Raw genomic sequence first — 14,604 nt, 5'->3', positions numbered from 1 at the left:
CACCCCAAGAGACTTCAAGAAGAAGAAAGGCACAGTGAAACCCGATGACCGCAAAGGTCTTTGCGACGGAAGCGGTGCATTCGCTTCCCGAGTTCGAACAGAGGGCCCTGGCCATCGCCGAAGCGCTCCGCGAGCGCGGAGTCAGCGACGGCACCCGGGTCATGCTGAAGGCGGGCAACTCCGCCGGCTACGTCGGGGCCCTCCTCGCCCTGATGCACACCGGCGCGTCGATCGTCATGGTCGACCACCAGGAGCGGGCGGAGGCCACCCAGCGCATCTGCGACCAGGCCGGCGTCAAGATCTGCGTGGTCGACGACGACACCCCGATGCCCGAGAGCGGCCCGGCCCGGGTCACCATCTACGAACTTCTCGTGGCGTCCATGGAGCAGACCCCCGCCGAGCAGCGGCTGTCCCTCGACACCTGGTGCGAGCTGCCCGACGGCCTGATCATGTGGTCCTCCGGGTCAACCGGGGAGCCCAAGGGCGTCGTCAAGACCGGGGCGAAGTTCCTGAAGAACCTGGAGCGCAACGCCCAGCAGGTGGGCCACCGCCCCGATGACGTCCTGCTGCCGCTGCTGCCCTTCTCCCACCAGTACGGGCTGTCCATGGTGCTCATCGCCTGGCTGGTCAAGTGCTCGCTGGTCATCGCGCCCTACCGGCGGCTGGACCGGGCGATGACCATGGCGGGCACGTGCGGGGCCACGGTGGTCGACGCCACCCCGGCCAGCTACCGCAGCATGCTCAACATGATCGGCCGCAAGCCCGCCCTGGCGGACGAGCTGTCCGGCGTCCGCATGTTCTGCAGCGGGGCGGCCCCGCTGGACCCCGGTCTGGTCGCCGACTACGTCAAGCGGTTCGGACTGCCCCTGCTGGACAGCTACGGCAGCACCGAGGCCGGGAACGTGGCCTTCGCGACCGAGGACAACGTGGTCGCCTGCGGGCGGGCCGTCGAGGGCCTGAAGCTGCGGATCGTCGACGACGAGGGCGCCGTGCTCTCCTCCGGCGAGGTCGGGGAGATCCAGGTCCACTCGCCCGACCTGATGGAGGGCTATCTGACGGAGGACGGCACGGTGGCCCCCGTCGACCCGGCCAAGACCGACTGGTACCCCACCGGCGACTTCGGCTATCTGGACGGCGGGGACAACCTCTTCGTCCTCGGCCGGAAGTCCGCGGTGCACCGCAACGGCCACACGCTCTACCCCGAGATCATCGAGCACAAGCTGGCCGCGGGCGGCTGCCTCGTCAAGGTGGTCCCCGTCCCCGACGAACAGCGCGGCTGCCAGCTCTTCTTCTTCGTGGAGGACGAGCAGCAGCGGGAGCCGCGGCACTGGCGGGAGCCGATCACCTCCCTGCTGCCCGACTTCGAGCACCCCAACCGCATTCACGTCCTGGAGCGATTCCCCCTGAACCGCAACGGCAAGCCCGACAAACGACAGCTCGAGCAGCTGGCTCTGGACCTGGCGCCGGGAGCGAAGGGATGACCGAGCCACAGACCACAGAGCCACAGACCACAGAGCCACAGACCACCGAGCCACAGGCCGCGGAGGCGCGGACATCCGAGGCGGAGACCAGCCGTACGGCGATGGTCTTCCCCGGGATGGGGCCCTTCCGCTTCACCGACGTGGGCGAGTTCCTGCTGACCAACCCCCACGCCCGGCGCCGGCTGGCGATCGCGGACGAGGTGGTGGGGTACTCCGTGTTCGACCGGTACCGCCAGTCGGACGCCGACGAGGAGGCGCAGTACGCCGCCCACACCCAGATCGCCTTCCTGACCGTCTGTCTCTCCCTCGCCGACTGGGCGGAGGAGACGCTGGGAGAGCGGCCCGAGCTGTGCGCGGGACCGAGCTTCGGCCAGCGGGCCGCGGTGACCTACGCGGGGTCCCTGCCGTTCGAGGAGACCGTGCGGCTCACCGCCGAACTGGCGCGCTGCGAGGAGGAGTACTTCCGGCAGGAGCACCGTGAGGCGGTCACCCACTGCGTGATCCACACCCCCGAGGAGCGGCTTCGCGAGGCGCTGGCCGAACTGGACGCCGAGGGGGAGTGGCACGACGTCTCCGGCTACATCGACCAGGGCTTCTACCTCGTGTCCCTGCGCGAGCCGGTGCTCGACCGGTTCAAGAAGCGGATCGGCGAGCTCGGCGGATACAACATGTACACGATGTGGCCGCCCGTGCACGCCCCGGCGTTCTCCGCCCTGCGCCGCAAGGCGGAGGAGGAGGTCCTCGGCACCTTCGAGGTGGCCGACCCCAAGCTCCCGGTCGTCGCGGACCAGAGCGGCGCGCTGCTGACCGACGCGGAGGGGGTGCGCACGATGTTGCTCGACACCTTCAACCACCCGATCCGCTGGCCGGACATGGTGGACACGATGCGGGAGCAGGGCATCACCAAGGTCTGCATCGCGGGTCCGGACAACCTCTTCGGCCGGGTGAACCGCACCGTGGACACCTTCGAGGTGGTGGCCATCGACGCCCGCAAGGCGATGCGCCCGCGCGTCCGGCAGAGGAGTGCCCGCCGGGCGAGGCGGTGAGGGAGGCGGCGCTGTCCCCGGGCAGCGCCCCTCCGTATAAGCGCTCCGTGTAATTGACTGATCGATCTCAAAAGGGTTAGCGTGCCGGTATGGCACGGAAGAAGGAATTCGATCCGGAGGTCGCGCTGGACGCCGCGATGCGGCTGTTCTGGCGCAAGGGCTACGAGGGGACGTCCACCAGTGACCTGGTGGACGAGCTGGGCATCGCGCGGGCGAGTCTGTACGGGACCTTCGGGTCCAAGCGCGGGCTGTACCTGGCCGCGCTCGACCGCTTCCTCTCCGGCGCCGCGGGGCCGAGCCCGGCCGACATCCTGGCGTCGCGCGCATCGGCCCTGGACGCCGTCCGGGATCTCCTGGAAACCAGTGCGGCGGCCCCCGAGCCGGGCACGCCCCAGGGGTGTTTCGCGGTCAACGCCACGGTGGAGCACGGCGATTCCGACCCCGAGATCGCGCGACGCCTCGAGGGCAACCGAAGCCGCCTCGAAACAGCGCTCTACGGCGCGCTGCTGAGGGCCCACGCGGAGGGCGAGCTGGCCCCCGGCGTCGATCCGCGATCGGCGGCGACCATGCTGGCCTCGCTCAACAGCGGACTGAAGGTGCTCTCGTGCGCGGGCGCGGACCAGCGCGACCGCATCACCACCTCCATCGACGCCGCCATGGCGATGCTGACCTCCCCGGCGGTCGCCGTCACCGGCTGACGGCGGCGATCCGCTGCCGCGCGAGCGCGGAAGACACCTGTGGCCGCTCGTGGCCAAGTCCTGCGTTCATTCGAGACCACTCAGTCCCGAAACCCTGAGACAGATCATGGAGAAGCAATGATTTCCGACCATCGTGGAGCACCTGTCCGCACCGGCCGCGCCGCCGTCAACGGGACGAAGCTGCATTACCGAACGGCCGGCTCCGGCCCGGTGGTGGTCCTGCTGCACGGCGTGCCCAAGACCGGCTATCACTGGCGGCACCTGGTCCCGAAGCTGACGGCACGGCACACCGTCGTCGTGCCGGACCTCCGTGGTCTGGGCGACTCCGCCCACCCCGCGGAGGGATTCGACTGCGCCACGATGAGCGACGACATCGCCGCGCTGATGGCCCACCTCGGTCACGAGAGCTACACCGTGATGGGGGAGGACTGGGGAGCGGTGGTCGGCTATCAGCTCGCCGCCCGGCACCGCGATCACGTCGAGGCCCTGGTGTTCGCCGAGGCGTTGCTGCCCGGGTTCGGCTTCGAGGACCACACCGCCCTGACCCACGAGAACGTCTCGGGCGGGATGTTCCTGTGGCATCTGGGCTTCTACTTCCAGCCGGACGTCCCCGAGATGCTGATCGCCGGGCATGAGCGCGAGCTCATCACGTACATGCTGAAGGACGAGCGCAGCTACCCCGACACCGCCACCGCGGACGCGATCGAGGAATATGTGCGCTGCTACTCCATGCCCGGCGGTATCCGCTCGATGCTGGCGATCTACCGCGCGATGCTCGTCGACGCCGAGCAGAACCGGGAGGCGGCGCGGACGAAGCTGGACATCCCGGTGCTGGCGCTCGGCGGCGACGCGTTCATCGGCGACCGGAACGAGGCCCAGATGCGGCTCCTCGCCCATGACGTCACCGGCCATGTCTTCGAGGCCGGACACGACCTCGCCGAGGAGGTGCCGGACGAGGTGGCCGATGTACTGCTGAGGTTCCTGAGCGACCGGCTCATGTGATCCGGGCCGAGCGGAGCGCTCACCCGAGCCGCGCGGTGGCACCACGAGAGGCGGGGCCACCGCGCGGCCACGCTCAGTCGAGGACCGCGGTGGCCTCGATCTCGACCAGGTGCTCGGGCACGTCGAGTGCCGCGACGCCCAGCAGCGTGGCCGGCGGCACCGGGGTGGCTCCCAGTTTCGCGGCCGCCCGCGCGGCCCCCTCCAGGAACTGGGGCATCTTGTCGGGGGTCCAGTCGACGACGTAGGCGGTCAGCTTCGCCACGTCGTCGAAGGAGCCGCCGACCTCGGCCAGGGCGGTGGCGATGTTGAGGTAGCACCGCTCGACCTGAGCCGCGAGATCGCCTTCGCCGACCGTGACCCCATCGGCGTCCCAGGCCACCTGCCCGGCGATGTGGATCAGCCTCGACCCGGTCGCGATCGACACCTGTCGGTACGCGTCGATCTCCGGCAATCCGCTGGGGTTTACCAGGGTGATGGCCATACTGCCTGCCTTCTCGTCATGGGAGCCCACGGGCTCGCTGTCATGGAATCCGAAAGCCCGCGCTCTCTGGTGGTTACTCGGAAACCGTAAGAGAGTGGCCGCCGGCATGGAAGAACGCACTTTTCGGTGACCGAGGAACCTTTTGGTGACCAACGGGGTGATGTGGTTGGCGAACCGGTCGCGCGGGCGTCCGGTCTTCCGGGTTTGTCATGTACGGGCTACAGTGCGGACGATGTGTGGGAGCGCTCCCAAGCTTCCGGTGCTCCCGATCCCTCCGACCAGGCGAAGGATCTCCCATGACCCCCACACCACACCGCGCCCTGGCCGTCGCCGCGGTGGCCGTGGCGGTGGCGCTGGCCGCCCCGGCCGCGCCACGGGCCTCGGCACAACCGGCGGCCTGCGCCGCCAACGGCTTCTGCGAGGACTTCGAGTCCCAGACCGGGACCACCCCGGCGGGCCGCTGGACCACGGCCGTCGCCAACTGCTCGGGCACCGGCACCGCGACCGTGGACACCACGATGGCGCACGGCGGCACCAAGTCGGTGCGGATCACGGGCAAGGCGGGCTACTGCAACCACGCCTTCGCCGGCACCTCGCTGTCCGGCCTGCCGTCCGGCGGCGACCTCTACACCCGCTTCTGGGTCCGCCACACCACCGCGCTGCCCGCTCAGCACGTCACGTTCGCCGCCCTGCGCGACGCCAACGACAACGGCAAGGACCTGCGCATGGGCGGGCAGAACAAGGCGCTCCAGTGGAACCGCGAGTCGGACGACGCCACCCTCCCCGCCCAGAGCCCGGCGGGCGTCGCGCTCAGCACCCCGCTGCCCGTGAACACCTGGACATGTCTGGAGTTCCGCCTCGACCGCACCGCGGGGCGCCTGGACACCTGGGTGAACGGCGGGCTCGTCACCGGCCTGGTGGTCGACGGCACCCCGACCCAGGACGTCGACCAGCAGTGGCTGAACCGGGGCGGGTGGCGGCCCGCCCCGGCCGATCTGCGGCTGGGCTGGGAGAGCTACGGCGAGGGCGACGACACCCTCTGGTACGACGACGTGGCCGTCGGCACCTCCCGCATCGGCTGCTGATCAGCCGTCAGGACTCCCGGCCCCGTGGGCTCCCCGCCCACGGGCCCGCCGCCGTCAGCAGACGCCGTCGCCCGGCTTCGGGTTCCCGAGCCCGAAGAGCGGCCGCAGCTTCAGCCCGGCCCAGGTGCCGAGGAGGGCGAAGGCGCCCCAGACCCAGCCGTGCAGGCTGCCGGAGGCGATGCCCGCGAGATAGGCGCCGATGTTGCAGCCGCCCGCCAGCCGGGCGCCGATGCCCATCAGCACCCCGCCGAGCACCGCCGCGGTCGCCGTACGCCACGGCACACCGCGGTGCAGGGTCCAGGTGCCGCCGAGCGCCGCGGCGACCGCCGCGCCGATCATGATGCCGAGGTCGGTGAGGCTGGTCTTGTCGGCGAGCACGGGCCCCGCGAGCATCTCCTTGTTCCCGGGCTGCTGCCACCAGCTCCAGCTCTCCGGGTGGCCGCCGAGCGCGCGCACCAGCTCCGAGCCCCACAGGCTGAAGGCACTGGTGACGCCCCACGCGCCACCGGAGACGAGCAGCACACCGGCGCCCAGCACGGCCAGCGCCAGCGCGCCGACCGCCAGCGGCCAGGAGCCGCGCAGCACCCGGGCGGCGGCACCGCGCGCGGAGGGCACCGGACCGATCGGCGGCGGGTTGCGGCGGGCCTGGACACGACGGCTGACCAGGACGATGGCGGCGAGCACGGCGATCGTCACCGCCCACGAGCCGAACCAGCCGATGTGGTCCGCCATGACGACCGGCTCCAGCGAGGGCAGGTCCTTCCACAGGTCGAACTGCCAGGCGGCCAGGGTGGCGCCGCCGATGAAGCCGCCGAGCGTGAGCACGATCGACGTCTGCCCCGAGCCGACCGCGAAGAGGGTGCCGGAGGCGCAGGCGCCACCGAGCTGCATGCCGACGGCGAAGACGAACGAGCCGATCAGCAGCCCGAGCCCCAGCGGCCCGGCCGAGGGCGCGGGCACGGACCCGAACAGCCCGGTCTTCGTGCCGATGAGCAGGGCGAACAGGGTGGCCGTTGTGCCGAGCAGCAGGGTGTGGGCGCGCAGTCCGGTGCCGTTGCCGACGGCCACCAGCTGCCGCCAGGCGGAGGTGAAGCCGAAGCGGGAGTGGAAGAGGGCGACGCCCAGGGCGAGGCCGAGCAGCAGCAGGACGCCGGGCTTGGCCCCGTGGGCGGACCATACGTACGCGGTCAGCGCCGCGGCGAGCAGCCCGGACACGGCGAGCGGCACCGGCCGCACCGGTGGCGCGGCGGGCGCCTCCGGGCGCGGCACGGAGGTGGGGGACGGGGACAGCAGTGCGGCGGTCTTCGCCGCCTCGGCGGGCGGGGCGGTGGTCACGGGCGGTCTCCGGAGATGGGCGAGAGGGGGATGGCGCTGGGCGGGAGGGCCGGGCCGGACGGCGCGGCGCCGAGGCGGCGGCGCGCGGTGGGGAAACCGGCTGGTTCCGGCTCAGCGGCGACAGAGGCCGTCGTCGACGCACCACGCCGAACTCGCGAACAGTGCGAGACAGAGCAGACGGGCGGGTGCGGACATGTACTCCAGGATATGGTCCGGGTTTCAAGAATTGGACCCCGGTCTCACCATGCGGTCTGTGGAGTCAGCCACAGGCGGGGATGGCCTCGGGTCAGCCGTCCTCACCCCGCTCGGCGGTGTCCGCGAGACCGACGTACATCGAGTGGTGCAGCTCCGCCACATGGTCCCGGAGGAGGGCGGCCGCCGAGGCGGCGTCCCGCGCGGCGAGGGCGGCCCTGATGGCCTTGTGCTGTTCGTTGCTGCCGCGGAGGTAGTCCAGCGGATACGGCAGGAAGTACGCGTACAGCTCACCGGTGACCCGTTCGTACATCCCCAGCGCGGAGGGCAGCCCGGCGCCCTCGGCGAGGGCCAGGTGGAACCGCTTGTCGACGGCGTGGAACTCGGCCCAGCTCTCGGCCGCGTCCATCTCCCGGACGCACTCGTCGAGCCGGTCGAGCCCCGCCTGGTCGAGCCGCTCGGCGGCCAGCTGCGCGAAACCGGCCTCCAGCACGATGCGCTCGTCGATCAGCCGGTGCACCCGTTCGCTGTCCTCCCGGTACGCGGCGACCTGCGCCACGGTGCGGCGGCGCGGCCGCTCCGCGATGAAGGTGCCGCCCGTACGCCCCGGGCGCCGCTGGACGACGCCCTCGCGCTCCAGGGTGGTGAGGGCCCGGCGGACGGTGATCTCGCCGACCCCGAGCGCCGCCGCCGTGGCCCGGACATTGGGCAGCCGCTCGCCGGGCGCCAGCAGTCCCAGGTCAACCGCCAGCGAGATCCGGGCCCGTACGGTGTCGACGGCGCTGGTGCGGCGGATCGCGGCGAGGGCGCTGCTGGTCAGGGCGCTCGGTGCGCCGGACGGTTCCTGGGTCGCCATCCCCTCAGCGTAGGCACCCCGCCCCGCGGCCTCCGCGCGCTCCTCACACGGGGGCCGCCGCTTTGCGGAACCGTAACCTCCGGGGGTTTACCTGATCAAAGTGAGCATGTTTTCATGGCTCGCATTCACCCCTGGAGCCCCCTGTCGAAGGCACTGATGAAGATCTCCGGACTGCAGACGGCGGGAACGCCCGGCGACGTCGACGCCAACCTCCGCGAACTGGACGCGGCGTGCCGCCGGGCCCGTGCCGAAGGCGCCGAACTCCTGATCACCACCGAGCTGTTCGTCACCGGCTACGACATCGGCGACACCGTCCGCGACCTGGCCCGCACCGATCTGCTCACCCCGGCACAGGAGATCGCCGCCGCCCACGGCATCGCGCTCGTCCTCGGAGCCCCCGAGTACGACGACGGCGCCTACTACAACAGCGCCTTCTTCATCGACCCGGCCGGAGCGATCCTCGGCCGCCACCGCAAGACCCATCTCTTCGGCGAACTCGACCGCAGGTACTTCACACCGGGCGACCGGACCGCTCCCGTCATCACGTACGCGGGCGTCCGGATCGCGATGCTGATCTGCTACGACGTGGAGTTCCCGGAGAACGTACGGGCCGCCGCCCTCGCCGGCGCGGACCTCGTCGCGGTCCCGACCGCCCAGATGCAACCGTACGAGTTCATCGCCGAGCACCTGCTGAGGGTGCGCGCCTGGGAAAACCAGATCTACATCGCCTACGTCAACCATGACGGCGACGAGGGTTCACTGCGCTACGTCGGCCGCAGCTCCATCGTGAGCCCGTCGGCGACCGTGCTGGACAGCGTCGAACACGGCAACCGGCTGCTCTTCGCCACCGTGGAACCGCACACGGTCCGGGAAGCGCGCAAGGCCAATCCGTATCTGGCCGACCTCCGGCCCGACCTCTTCACCCCGTCCGCCCGCGCCACCAAGGACCCGTCATGCTGACCGACCCCGATGTGCACGCATCCACCCCACAACAGGCCAGGACCAATCTCTCGGGGCGGCTCGGGACCGGTGCCATCGTCTTCATGGTGATCGCCGCCGCCGCGCCCCTCACGGTGGTCGGCGGCAACGTCCCGCTCGCCATCGCCGGCGGCCCCGGCGCCGGAGCCCCCGTCGGCTTCGCCCTCGCCTCGCTGGTCCTGCTGGTGTTCGCGGTCGGCTTCGTCACCATGACGCCCCACGTTCCGCAGGCCGGGGCCTTCTACGCCTACGCCACCCGTGGCCTGGGGGACCGGGTCGGAGTGGGCACGGCCGCCGTCGCGCTCGTCGCGTACACGGCGATCCAGGTCGGCGTCTACGGCTATCTGGGATGGGCGGTGAACGATGTCCTCCACACCTTCGGCGGGCCGTCCCTGCCCTGGTGGGTGTGGGCGCTGGCGGCGCTCGGCACCGTGGCCTTCCTCGGCTACCGCCATATCGACCTCAGCTCCAAGGTCCTCGGTGTGGCACTCGTCCTGGAGATCGCGGTGGTACTCGTCCTGGACGCCGGGATCTTCGCCCGGGGCGGCGCCCACGGTGTCAACGCCGAGTCGTTCACCCCGCATGCGGCCCTCTCCGGACCGCTGGGCGTGGCCGTGCTCTTCGCCATCACCGGATTCATCGGCTTCGAGGCCACCGCCGTCTTCCGGGACGAGGCCCGCGACCCGGAGCGGACCATCCCCCGGGCCACCTATCTCGCCGTCCTGATCATCGGCGGGTTCTACACGCTGTCCTGCTGGGCGCTGGTCCTGGCGGCGGGCACCGGTGACGCCCCGGCCGTGGCCCGGAAGACCCTGGACGGGCAGGGCAACATGCTCATGGACACCGCCCAGGCCTACGTCGGCACCGCGCTGCGGGACGTCATGCAGGTGCTGCTGCTCAGCAGCCTCTTCGCCTGTGTGCTCTCCTTCCACAACGTCATCGCCCGCTACACCTTCACCCTCGCCCGTAGGGACCTCCTCCCCGCACGGCTGGGCGTCGTCCATCCGCGCCACCACTCGCCGTCCGTCTCCTCGGTCGTCCAGACCGGCACCGCGCTGGTCCTGGTCGTGTGCTGCGCCATCGCCGGACTGGATCCGCTGGTGGGCGTCTTCGGCTCCATGGCGGGGGTGGCGACGGTCGGCATGATCCTGCTCATGCTCATCACCTCCGTCGCCGTGGTCGCCTTCTTCGCGCGCCACGCCCGGCTCGCCTCGGGCAGGACGTGGCAGACCCGGATCGCGCCGGTGCTGGCCGTGGCCGGACTGCTGACCGCGCTGTGGCTGGTGTTCTCCAACTTCACCCTCGTCACCGGCGTCGGTGTGGGCGCGAGCGTCATCCTCGGCGTCATCCCCTTCCTCGCGCTCATCGCGGGCCTGGTCCGAGGGGACCGCGGCGCGCGGGAGCGGGCGTGAGAACCGTCCGGCCGACCGGCCGGACGGGCAATTCCACGGCCGGCCGGACCGGACCACGGTACGGTCCGTCAGACCGCGGTCCGCTCCACGGGGATCCACAGCTCCGCGTCCGCCCGCGCCCCGTCCTGCGACAGCCGGGTGCGCAGGATCTCCGGCCCCGGCCTGCTCTGGTACGGGTTGGACGGGAACCACTGCGTGAAGACGTCCCGCCACAGGTACTGGAGCGCCTGCGGGAACGGCCCGGAGTTCGCGAAGACGGCCCATGTCCCCGCCGGGACGGCGAGCGCGTCCAGGCCCTCCGGAGCGGCGGCCCCGGTCACCACCCCGTGGTAGTAGTCGAGTTCGGTCCCCTCGGCCCGGCTCGGGTCCAGGTTGTCGCTCACCCCCAGGATCCCCTCCGGCTCCTGATCGGACAGGGCGGCGATCCGCCGTATCGTCTCCTGGCCGAGCCCCCGGATGAACTCCGCGATCCGCGGATTCACCCCCTCATGGACGAGCGGAACCCGGACCTTCCTGCCGACCACCTGGAACCGCTCCTTCTCCACGACCCGGTATCGCATACTGCTGCTCCCTTCGACGATGAGGCGGAAGGACATCCGCGGCTGGGAGCTCAGCGAGGCACCCGCCCGCCGGGCCTCGCCCGGGCCCACACCGTGCATGGCCCGGAACGCCCGCGCGAACGCCTCCCCCGAGCCGTAGCCGTAGCGCACCGCGATCTCCAGGAGCGTCCGCTTCCCGGCGAGCACCTCGGCCCCCGCGAGGGTGAGCCGTCTGCGCCGGATGTACTCCGACAGCGAGATCCCCGCGAGCGCCGAGAACAGCCGCCGGAAGTGGTACTCCGACGTCATCGCGATCCGCGCCAGCTCGGCCACCTCGATCCGCTGATCCAGATGTGCGTCGATGTGGTCCAGGGCCTCGTTCAGCCGCTCCAGCACCTCGGTCTCCTTCCTTGACGCTGATCACGTTAGGAAGCCGGCACCCTGCCGGACCCGACATCCTGTGCCCGGTCCGGTCGGGTACGCCGGTTCGCCACGGCCCGGCCGTCGCTTTGCCCGGGTTCCGGGGTGGGTTCAGCGGTACGTCCGTTCGGTCACCGTTTCATCACAACGCATACACGACTCTCCCACTTCGCCGCCGCCGCGCCGCATGATGCACCCCACCATCCACGCACCGGGGAGACACATGGGCACCCGCACCGTCCAAGCCGCGGCAGTCATCGCCATCGCCCTGCTCCTGACCGGCTGTTCCACCGGCGGTGACGCCCGCGACAGGACCACCCCGAGCAGCACCCCGGCCGCCGCCGAGAAGGCCGAGGTCACCCGGGCCTGTGTCGATGCCATCGCCGACCGGGCCGCCGCCCACAAGGGCGGAGCGGTCCGCTCCCACCCCGCCCCCGCGCCCTGCGCCCGGCTGTCGGACGCCGACTATCTGGACGCCTATATGAAGGGTCTCGAACAGGCGCATCGCGCCGCGCGGAAGACCCCTCAGGGGGAGACCGGCAAGGGGGAGACCGGCAAGGGGGAGACCGGCAAGGGGGAGACCGACAAGGCGGCCGACGGCGGGGGAAGCTGACCCGGGGCCCCCATCGCGGCCCGGGCCGGATGGTCGGCGCAGGAGACCCGTGCGCTCGACCGGGAGCCGTCCGGGCAGAGGACGTTCTCCCAACTCGTCGTCGAGACATCCGCATCCCGCAGCTTCGCGCCGCGGAGATCGGAGTCGGACACCGTGGCTCCGGCCAGGTCGGCGCCGCTCAGATCCGCTCCGTTGAGGCCGACATGGGTGAGGGACGCCGCCCGCAGATACACGCCGTCCAGCCGTGCGCCCTCGAAACTGACATCGGTGAGCAGACCCCTGCCGAGCCTGGCGCCGCTCAGGTCGGCGCCGCGCAGATCGACCTGGGAGAGGGTGGCGGAGGTGAGGTCCGCCCGCCGGAGGTCGGCGCCCCGCAGATCGACGTTCTCCAGCGACACCGCGGTCAGCCGCGCCGCGTAGAGATTGCCGCGCCGCAGATTGGCCTCGGACACCAACCCGGTCAGGGTGGACCGTTCGAGATTGACGCACCGCAGCTTCTTCTGCCACAGGTCGCCACCGGCCACGGTGCGGCTGGAGAGATCCTTGCCCGTACGGCCGGTACAGCTCCGGCCGTGGTCGTCACCCTCCCCGCACCCGGCGAACAGGGCCGAGCACAGGGCGGCCACCATGAGGCAGGAGAGCGAGCGGGGCCACCGCGTGGTCATGGGCCGATCCACCACGGGTGTCAGACGCCGATCAGATCCACCAGATCGTCGGCGTGCTCCTCCTCTTCCTCCAGGATCGACTCCATCAGCCGCCGGGTGGTCGGGTCGTGTTCGCCCAGCCAGCGGATGATCTCCTGATAGCTGGCGATCACGATGCGCTCGGCGAGCAGATTGTGCTCCAGCATCGCCTTGAGGTCGTTCTTGGCCGGGGTGGTGTAGTCGGTGTGGGAGCGCTGGGTCAGCGAGGCGGGGTCGAAGTCGGGGTCGCCGCCGAGCTGGGAGACGCGTTCGGCGGCGCGCAGCGCGTGCTGCATCTCCTGCTTCGCGTGCTCGGTGAACTCCGAGGACACCTGGGCGCGGTCGATCCCGCTGGCCGAGATGGCGTGGCGGGTGTAGCGCAGCCAGCACACCACCTCGGTCGCGATGACGTCGTTGAGGATGCCGATGACCCGGTCCTTGTCCAGACCGTAGGCGTCCGTCACCGGGCCCGCCGCCATCTTCCGGCGGGCCTCGTCGCGGATCCTGGTCACGTCCAGCACGAAGTCGTCGCTCATCGGTGCCCTCTCTGCTCTCCTCGGCTTGGGCGAGTGTTCCCCGCCGGGGCCCGGAGGGGAGCGGGCGGAGCGGGAAGATGACTGGATCGCCGCACAGCGCCAGCCGATCGGCGGTATCCGGCGCCGGTGCGGCGTCGACGCGGCCTCAGGTGCGGTCGGTCGAGGGGTTCATGCGGCACGCACGGTGATGTCGTCGTAGGACTCCAGGAGGGTCCAGCGGGGTGCGGCGCGCCTTCCGGCGGTCAGCCGGTCGGCCGCCGGGAGCGGGCCCAGGTCCAGGCCGGTGAGGCGGGCGATGTCGGCGACCGGCACCTGGAAGGTGCGGAAGGCCCCGAGCGGGGGAGGGTCTCCCGCTCGCGCGGCCTCCGCCATGACCCGGGCGGCGGCGTCCCGGCTGAGGTCGGGGCTCTGGTCGAGCACATAGGCGGTGGACGCCAGCTCCCCGTCCTGGAGGAAGGCGGCGACCTTCCAGAACCGCAGCGGCACCTGGATGCCCCGGTAGGGCGGATCGGAGTCCTCGAGCACGGGCCCGGTGAACACCGTCAGCTTCCTATCGAACTCCTCGGCGTGGTCCAGCAGGAAGTTCTCCAGCCCCTGCCAGAGCTTCTTGCCCTGGTTGAAGACGTTCATCTGGGGAGCGGCGTTGGTGTAGTGGAAGGTGTCGTCGTTCGCCATGGACGCGTTCCGACCCCATACGGGATCGAGACGGCGGACCAGATGTCCCTTGTCCAGCGGGTTGTCCCGGTAGACGGGGTCACCGGCCTGCTGGGCCTCGGGCAGGCGGGGGTCGAAGCGCCATTCGTCCTCGCGCTCCACATCGACGAGGTGCGCGCCGTCGATCGTGACGGCCGTCGCCGCGGCCAGCCGGCGGTCCGGGCGGAAGACGACGCTGAAGTGGGTGTAGGGCAGGACCGTCGTCTGGGTATCGGGGCCGACCGGCCGGGGCAGCGGCAGGGAGGGGCCCAGGAAGCGCTCGTTGTAGCCCTTGCGGCCCACCAGGGATGCGGGGCTCGTGGTCTCCGCGTTCTGCGGGGGATCGGGGGGAGTGGCCATGCCGTTGTCGGTACCGTGCCACCCGATCACATAATCGGACTGGGCCTCCCATCCCGCCCGTATGGTCGAGCGGACTCGCCCCACAAGGCCACACCGCGTTAGGGCTGCGTGCCTACGAGCCGGCGTGGCGGACGGCGCCCTTACGCGTTCCGAGCGGCCGAACCGCGCCCCTACGGACTCGGCGCCGGCCAGGC

At 71.1% G+C, this 14,604-nt stretch carries 15 protein-coding genes; 8 read left to right on the top strand and 7 right to left on the bottom strand.

Annotated features, from left to right (window positions below):
* Nucleotides 1–44: 44 nt before the first annotated feature.
* From IEJ02_RS06255 to IEJ02_RS06240, 4 genes are all read left to right on the top strand, one after another.
* Nucleotides 45–1,481: a class I adenylate-forming enzyme family protein gene (locus IEJ02_RS06255; RefSeq protein ID WP_191063772.1), complete on the top strand. Its 1,437-nt coding sequence runs from the start codon at nucleotides 45–47 to the stop codon at nucleotides 1,479–1,481.
* Complete coding sequence (locus IEJ02_RS06250) at nucleotides 1,478–2,527, top strand: ACP S-malonyltransferase (RefSeq protein ID WP_223863417.1); 1,050 nt, start codon at nucleotides 1,478–1,480, stop codon at nucleotides 2,525–2,527. Before IEJ02_RS06255 ends, IEJ02_RS06250 begins: the two co-directional genes overlap by 4 nt.
* Before the next feature lie 89 nt (nucleotides 2,528–2,616).
* Nucleotides 2,617–3,225, top strand: coding sequence for a TetR/AcrR family transcriptional regulator (locus tag IEJ02_RS06245; protein WP_191063771.1), 609 nt, complete (start codon nucleotides 2,617–2,619; stop codon nucleotides 3,223–3,225).
* A 117-nt stretch (nucleotides 3,226–3,342) separates the two neighbouring features.
* Nucleotides 3,343–4,227 (top strand): alpha/beta fold hydrolase, encoded by an 885-nt coding sequence (locus tag IEJ02_RS06240; RefSeq protein WP_191063770.1) that lies wholly within the window; start codon nucleotides 3,343–3,345, stop codon nucleotides 4,225–4,227.
* A 73-nt stretch (nucleotides 4,228–4,300) separates the two neighbouring features.
* Here IEJ02_RS06240 and IEJ02_RS06235 read toward each other — a convergent pair whose 3' ends face one another.
* Nucleotides 4,301–4,708, bottom strand: a complete 408-nt coding sequence (locus IEJ02_RS06235) for a RidA family protein (RefSeq protein ID WP_191063769.1) — start codon at nucleotides 4,706–4,708, stop codon at nucleotides 4,301–4,303.
* Nucleotides 4,709–5,004: 296 nt separating this feature from the next.
* Here IEJ02_RS06235 and IEJ02_RS06230 point away from each other — a divergent pair, with 296 nt between their 5' ends.
* Complete coding sequence (locus IEJ02_RS06230) at nucleotides 5,005–5,793, top strand: hydrolase (protein WP_191063768.1); 789 nt, start codon at nucleotides 5,005–5,007, stop codon at nucleotides 5,791–5,793.
* A gap of 54 nt (nucleotides 5,794–5,847) precedes the next feature.
* Here the strand turns inward: IEJ02_RS06230 and IEJ02_RS06225 are convergent, their stop codons facing one another.
* On the bottom strand, nucleotides 5,848–7,128 hold the full coding sequence (locus IEJ02_RS06225) for a YeeE/YedE family protein (RefSeq protein WP_191063767.1): 1,281 nt from the start codon (nucleotides 7,126–7,128) through the stop codon (nucleotides 5,848–5,850).
* 286 nt (nucleotides 7,129–7,414) lie between these two features.
* Nucleotides 7,415–8,176, bottom strand: a complete 762-nt coding sequence (locus tag IEJ02_RS06220; protein ID WP_191063766.1) for a FadR/GntR family transcriptional regulator — start codon at nucleotides 8,174–8,176, stop codon at nucleotides 7,415–7,417.
* A 114-nt stretch (nucleotides 8,177–8,290) separates the two neighbouring features.
* Between IEJ02_RS06220 and IEJ02_RS06215 the strand changes: the two genes are divergently transcribed.
* Nucleotides 8,291–9,136 (top strand): carbon-nitrogen hydrolase family protein, encoded by an 846-nt coding sequence (locus IEJ02_RS06215; RefSeq protein WP_223863416.1) that lies wholly within the window; start codon nucleotides 8,291–8,293, stop codon nucleotides 9,134–9,136.
* Nucleotides 9,130–10,566 carry an APC family permease gene (locus IEJ02_RS06210; protein WP_191063765.1) on the top strand — a complete coding sequence of 479 codons (1,437 nt, stop codon included), beginning with the start codon at nucleotides 9,130–9,132 and terminating at the stop codon, nucleotides 10,564–10,566. Before IEJ02_RS06215 ends, IEJ02_RS06210 begins: the two co-directional genes overlap by 7 nt.
* Before the next feature lie 68 nt (nucleotides 10,567–10,634).
* On the opposite strand, the gene IEJ02_RS06205 is transcribed toward IEJ02_RS06210, so the two are convergent.
* On the bottom strand, nucleotides 10,635–11,501 hold the full coding sequence (locus IEJ02_RS06205) for an AraC family transcriptional regulator (RefSeq protein WP_191063764.1): 867 nt from the start codon (nucleotides 11,499–11,501) through the stop codon (nucleotides 10,635–10,637).
* Nucleotides 11,502–11,748: 247 nt separating this feature from the next.
* On the opposite strand from IEJ02_RS06205, the gene IEJ02_RS06200 reads away from it, so the two are divergent.
* Nucleotides 11,749–12,138: a hypothetical protein gene (locus IEJ02_RS06200; protein ID WP_191063763.1), complete on the top strand. Its 390-nt coding sequence runs from the start codon at nucleotides 11,749–11,751 to the stop codon at nucleotides 12,136–12,138.
* Here the strand turns inward: IEJ02_RS06200 and IEJ02_RS06195 are convergent.
* The 3 genes from IEJ02_RS06195 to IEJ02_RS06185 all read right to left on the bottom strand — a co-directional run bounded on the left by IEJ02_RS06195 (nucleotide 12,051) and on the right by IEJ02_RS06185 (nucleotide 14,410).
* Nucleotides 12,051–12,803 (bottom strand): pentapeptide repeat-containing protein, encoded by a 753-nt coding sequence (locus IEJ02_RS06195; RefSeq protein ID WP_191063762.1) that lies wholly within the window; start codon nucleotides 12,801–12,803, stop codon nucleotides 12,051–12,053. The genes IEJ02_RS06200 and IEJ02_RS06195 overlap by 88 nt on opposite strands.
* Nucleotides 12,804–12,823: 20 nt before the next feature.
* Nucleotides 12,824–13,357, bottom strand: coding sequence for a ferritin-like domain-containing protein (locus IEJ02_RS06190; protein ID WP_137981635.1), 534 nt, complete (start codon nucleotides 13,355–13,357; stop codon nucleotides 12,824–12,826).
* Nucleotides 13,358–13,525: 168 nt separating this feature from the next.
* Entirely contained in the window at nucleotides 13,526–14,410 is an 885-nt protein-coding gene (locus tag IEJ02_RS06185) for a DNA/RNA non-specific endonuclease (RefSeq protein WP_191063761.1), read from the bottom strand.
* Nucleotides 14,411–14,604 lie beyond the last annotated feature (194 nt).

This window comes from Streptomyces sp. 5-10 (assembly GCF_014712245.1).
GTDB lineage: Bacteria > Actinomycetota > Actinomycetes > Streptomycetales > Streptomycetaceae > Streptomyces > Streptomyces violaceusniger.
This window is presented reverse-complemented; position numbering and strand designations above follow the sequence as displayed.

Coding starts and splice junctions, on each gene's coding strand:
- IEJ02_RS06220 (WP_191063766.1), bottom strand. CDS start 8,176: ATGGCGACCCAGGAACCGTCCGGCGCACCGAGCGCCCTGACCAGCAGC.
- IEJ02_RS06185 (WP_191063761.1), bottom strand. CDS start 14,410: ATGGCCACTCCCCCCGATCCCCCGCAGAACGCGGAGACCACGAGCCCC.
- IEJ02_RS06255 (WP_191063772.1), top strand. CDS start 45: ATGACCGCAAAGGTCTTTGCGACGGAAGCGGTGCATTCGCTTCCCGAG.
- IEJ02_RS06250 (WP_223863417.1), top strand. CDS start 1,478: ATGACCGAGCCACAGACCACAGAGCCACAGACCACAGAGCCACAGACC.
- IEJ02_RS06245 (WP_191063771.1), top strand. CDS start 2,617: ATGGCACGGAAGAAGGAATTCGATCCGGAGGTCGCGCTGGACGCCGCG.
- IEJ02_RS06210 (WP_191063765.1), top strand. CDS start 9,130: ATGCTGACCGACCCCGATGTGCACGCATCCACCCCACAACAGGCCAGG.
- IEJ02_RS06200 (WP_191063763.1), top strand. CDS start 11,749: ATGGGCACCCGCACCGTCCAAGCCGCGGCAGTCATCGCCATCGCCCTG.
- IEJ02_RS06195 (WP_191063762.1), bottom strand. CDS start 12,803: ATGACCACGCGGTGGCCCCGCTCGCTCTCCTGCCTCATGGTGGCCGCC.
- IEJ02_RS06190 (WP_137981635.1), bottom strand. CDS start 13,357: ATGAGCGACGACTTCGTGCTGGACGTGACCAGGATCCGCGACGAGGCC.
- IEJ02_RS06235 (WP_191063769.1), bottom strand. CDS start 4,708: ATGGCCATCACCCTGGTAAACCCCAGCGGATTGCCGGAGATCGACGCG.
- IEJ02_RS06240 (WP_191063770.1), top strand. CDS start 3,343: ATGATTTCCGACCATCGTGGAGCACCTGTCCGCACCGGCCGCGCCGCC.
- IEJ02_RS06230 (WP_191063768.1), top strand. CDS start 5,005: ATGACCCCCACACCACACCGCGCCCTGGCCGTCGCCGCGGTGGCCGTG.
- IEJ02_RS06215 (WP_223863416.1), top strand. CDS start 8,291: ATGGCTCGCATTCACCCCTGGAGCCCCCTGTCGAAGGCACTGATGAAG.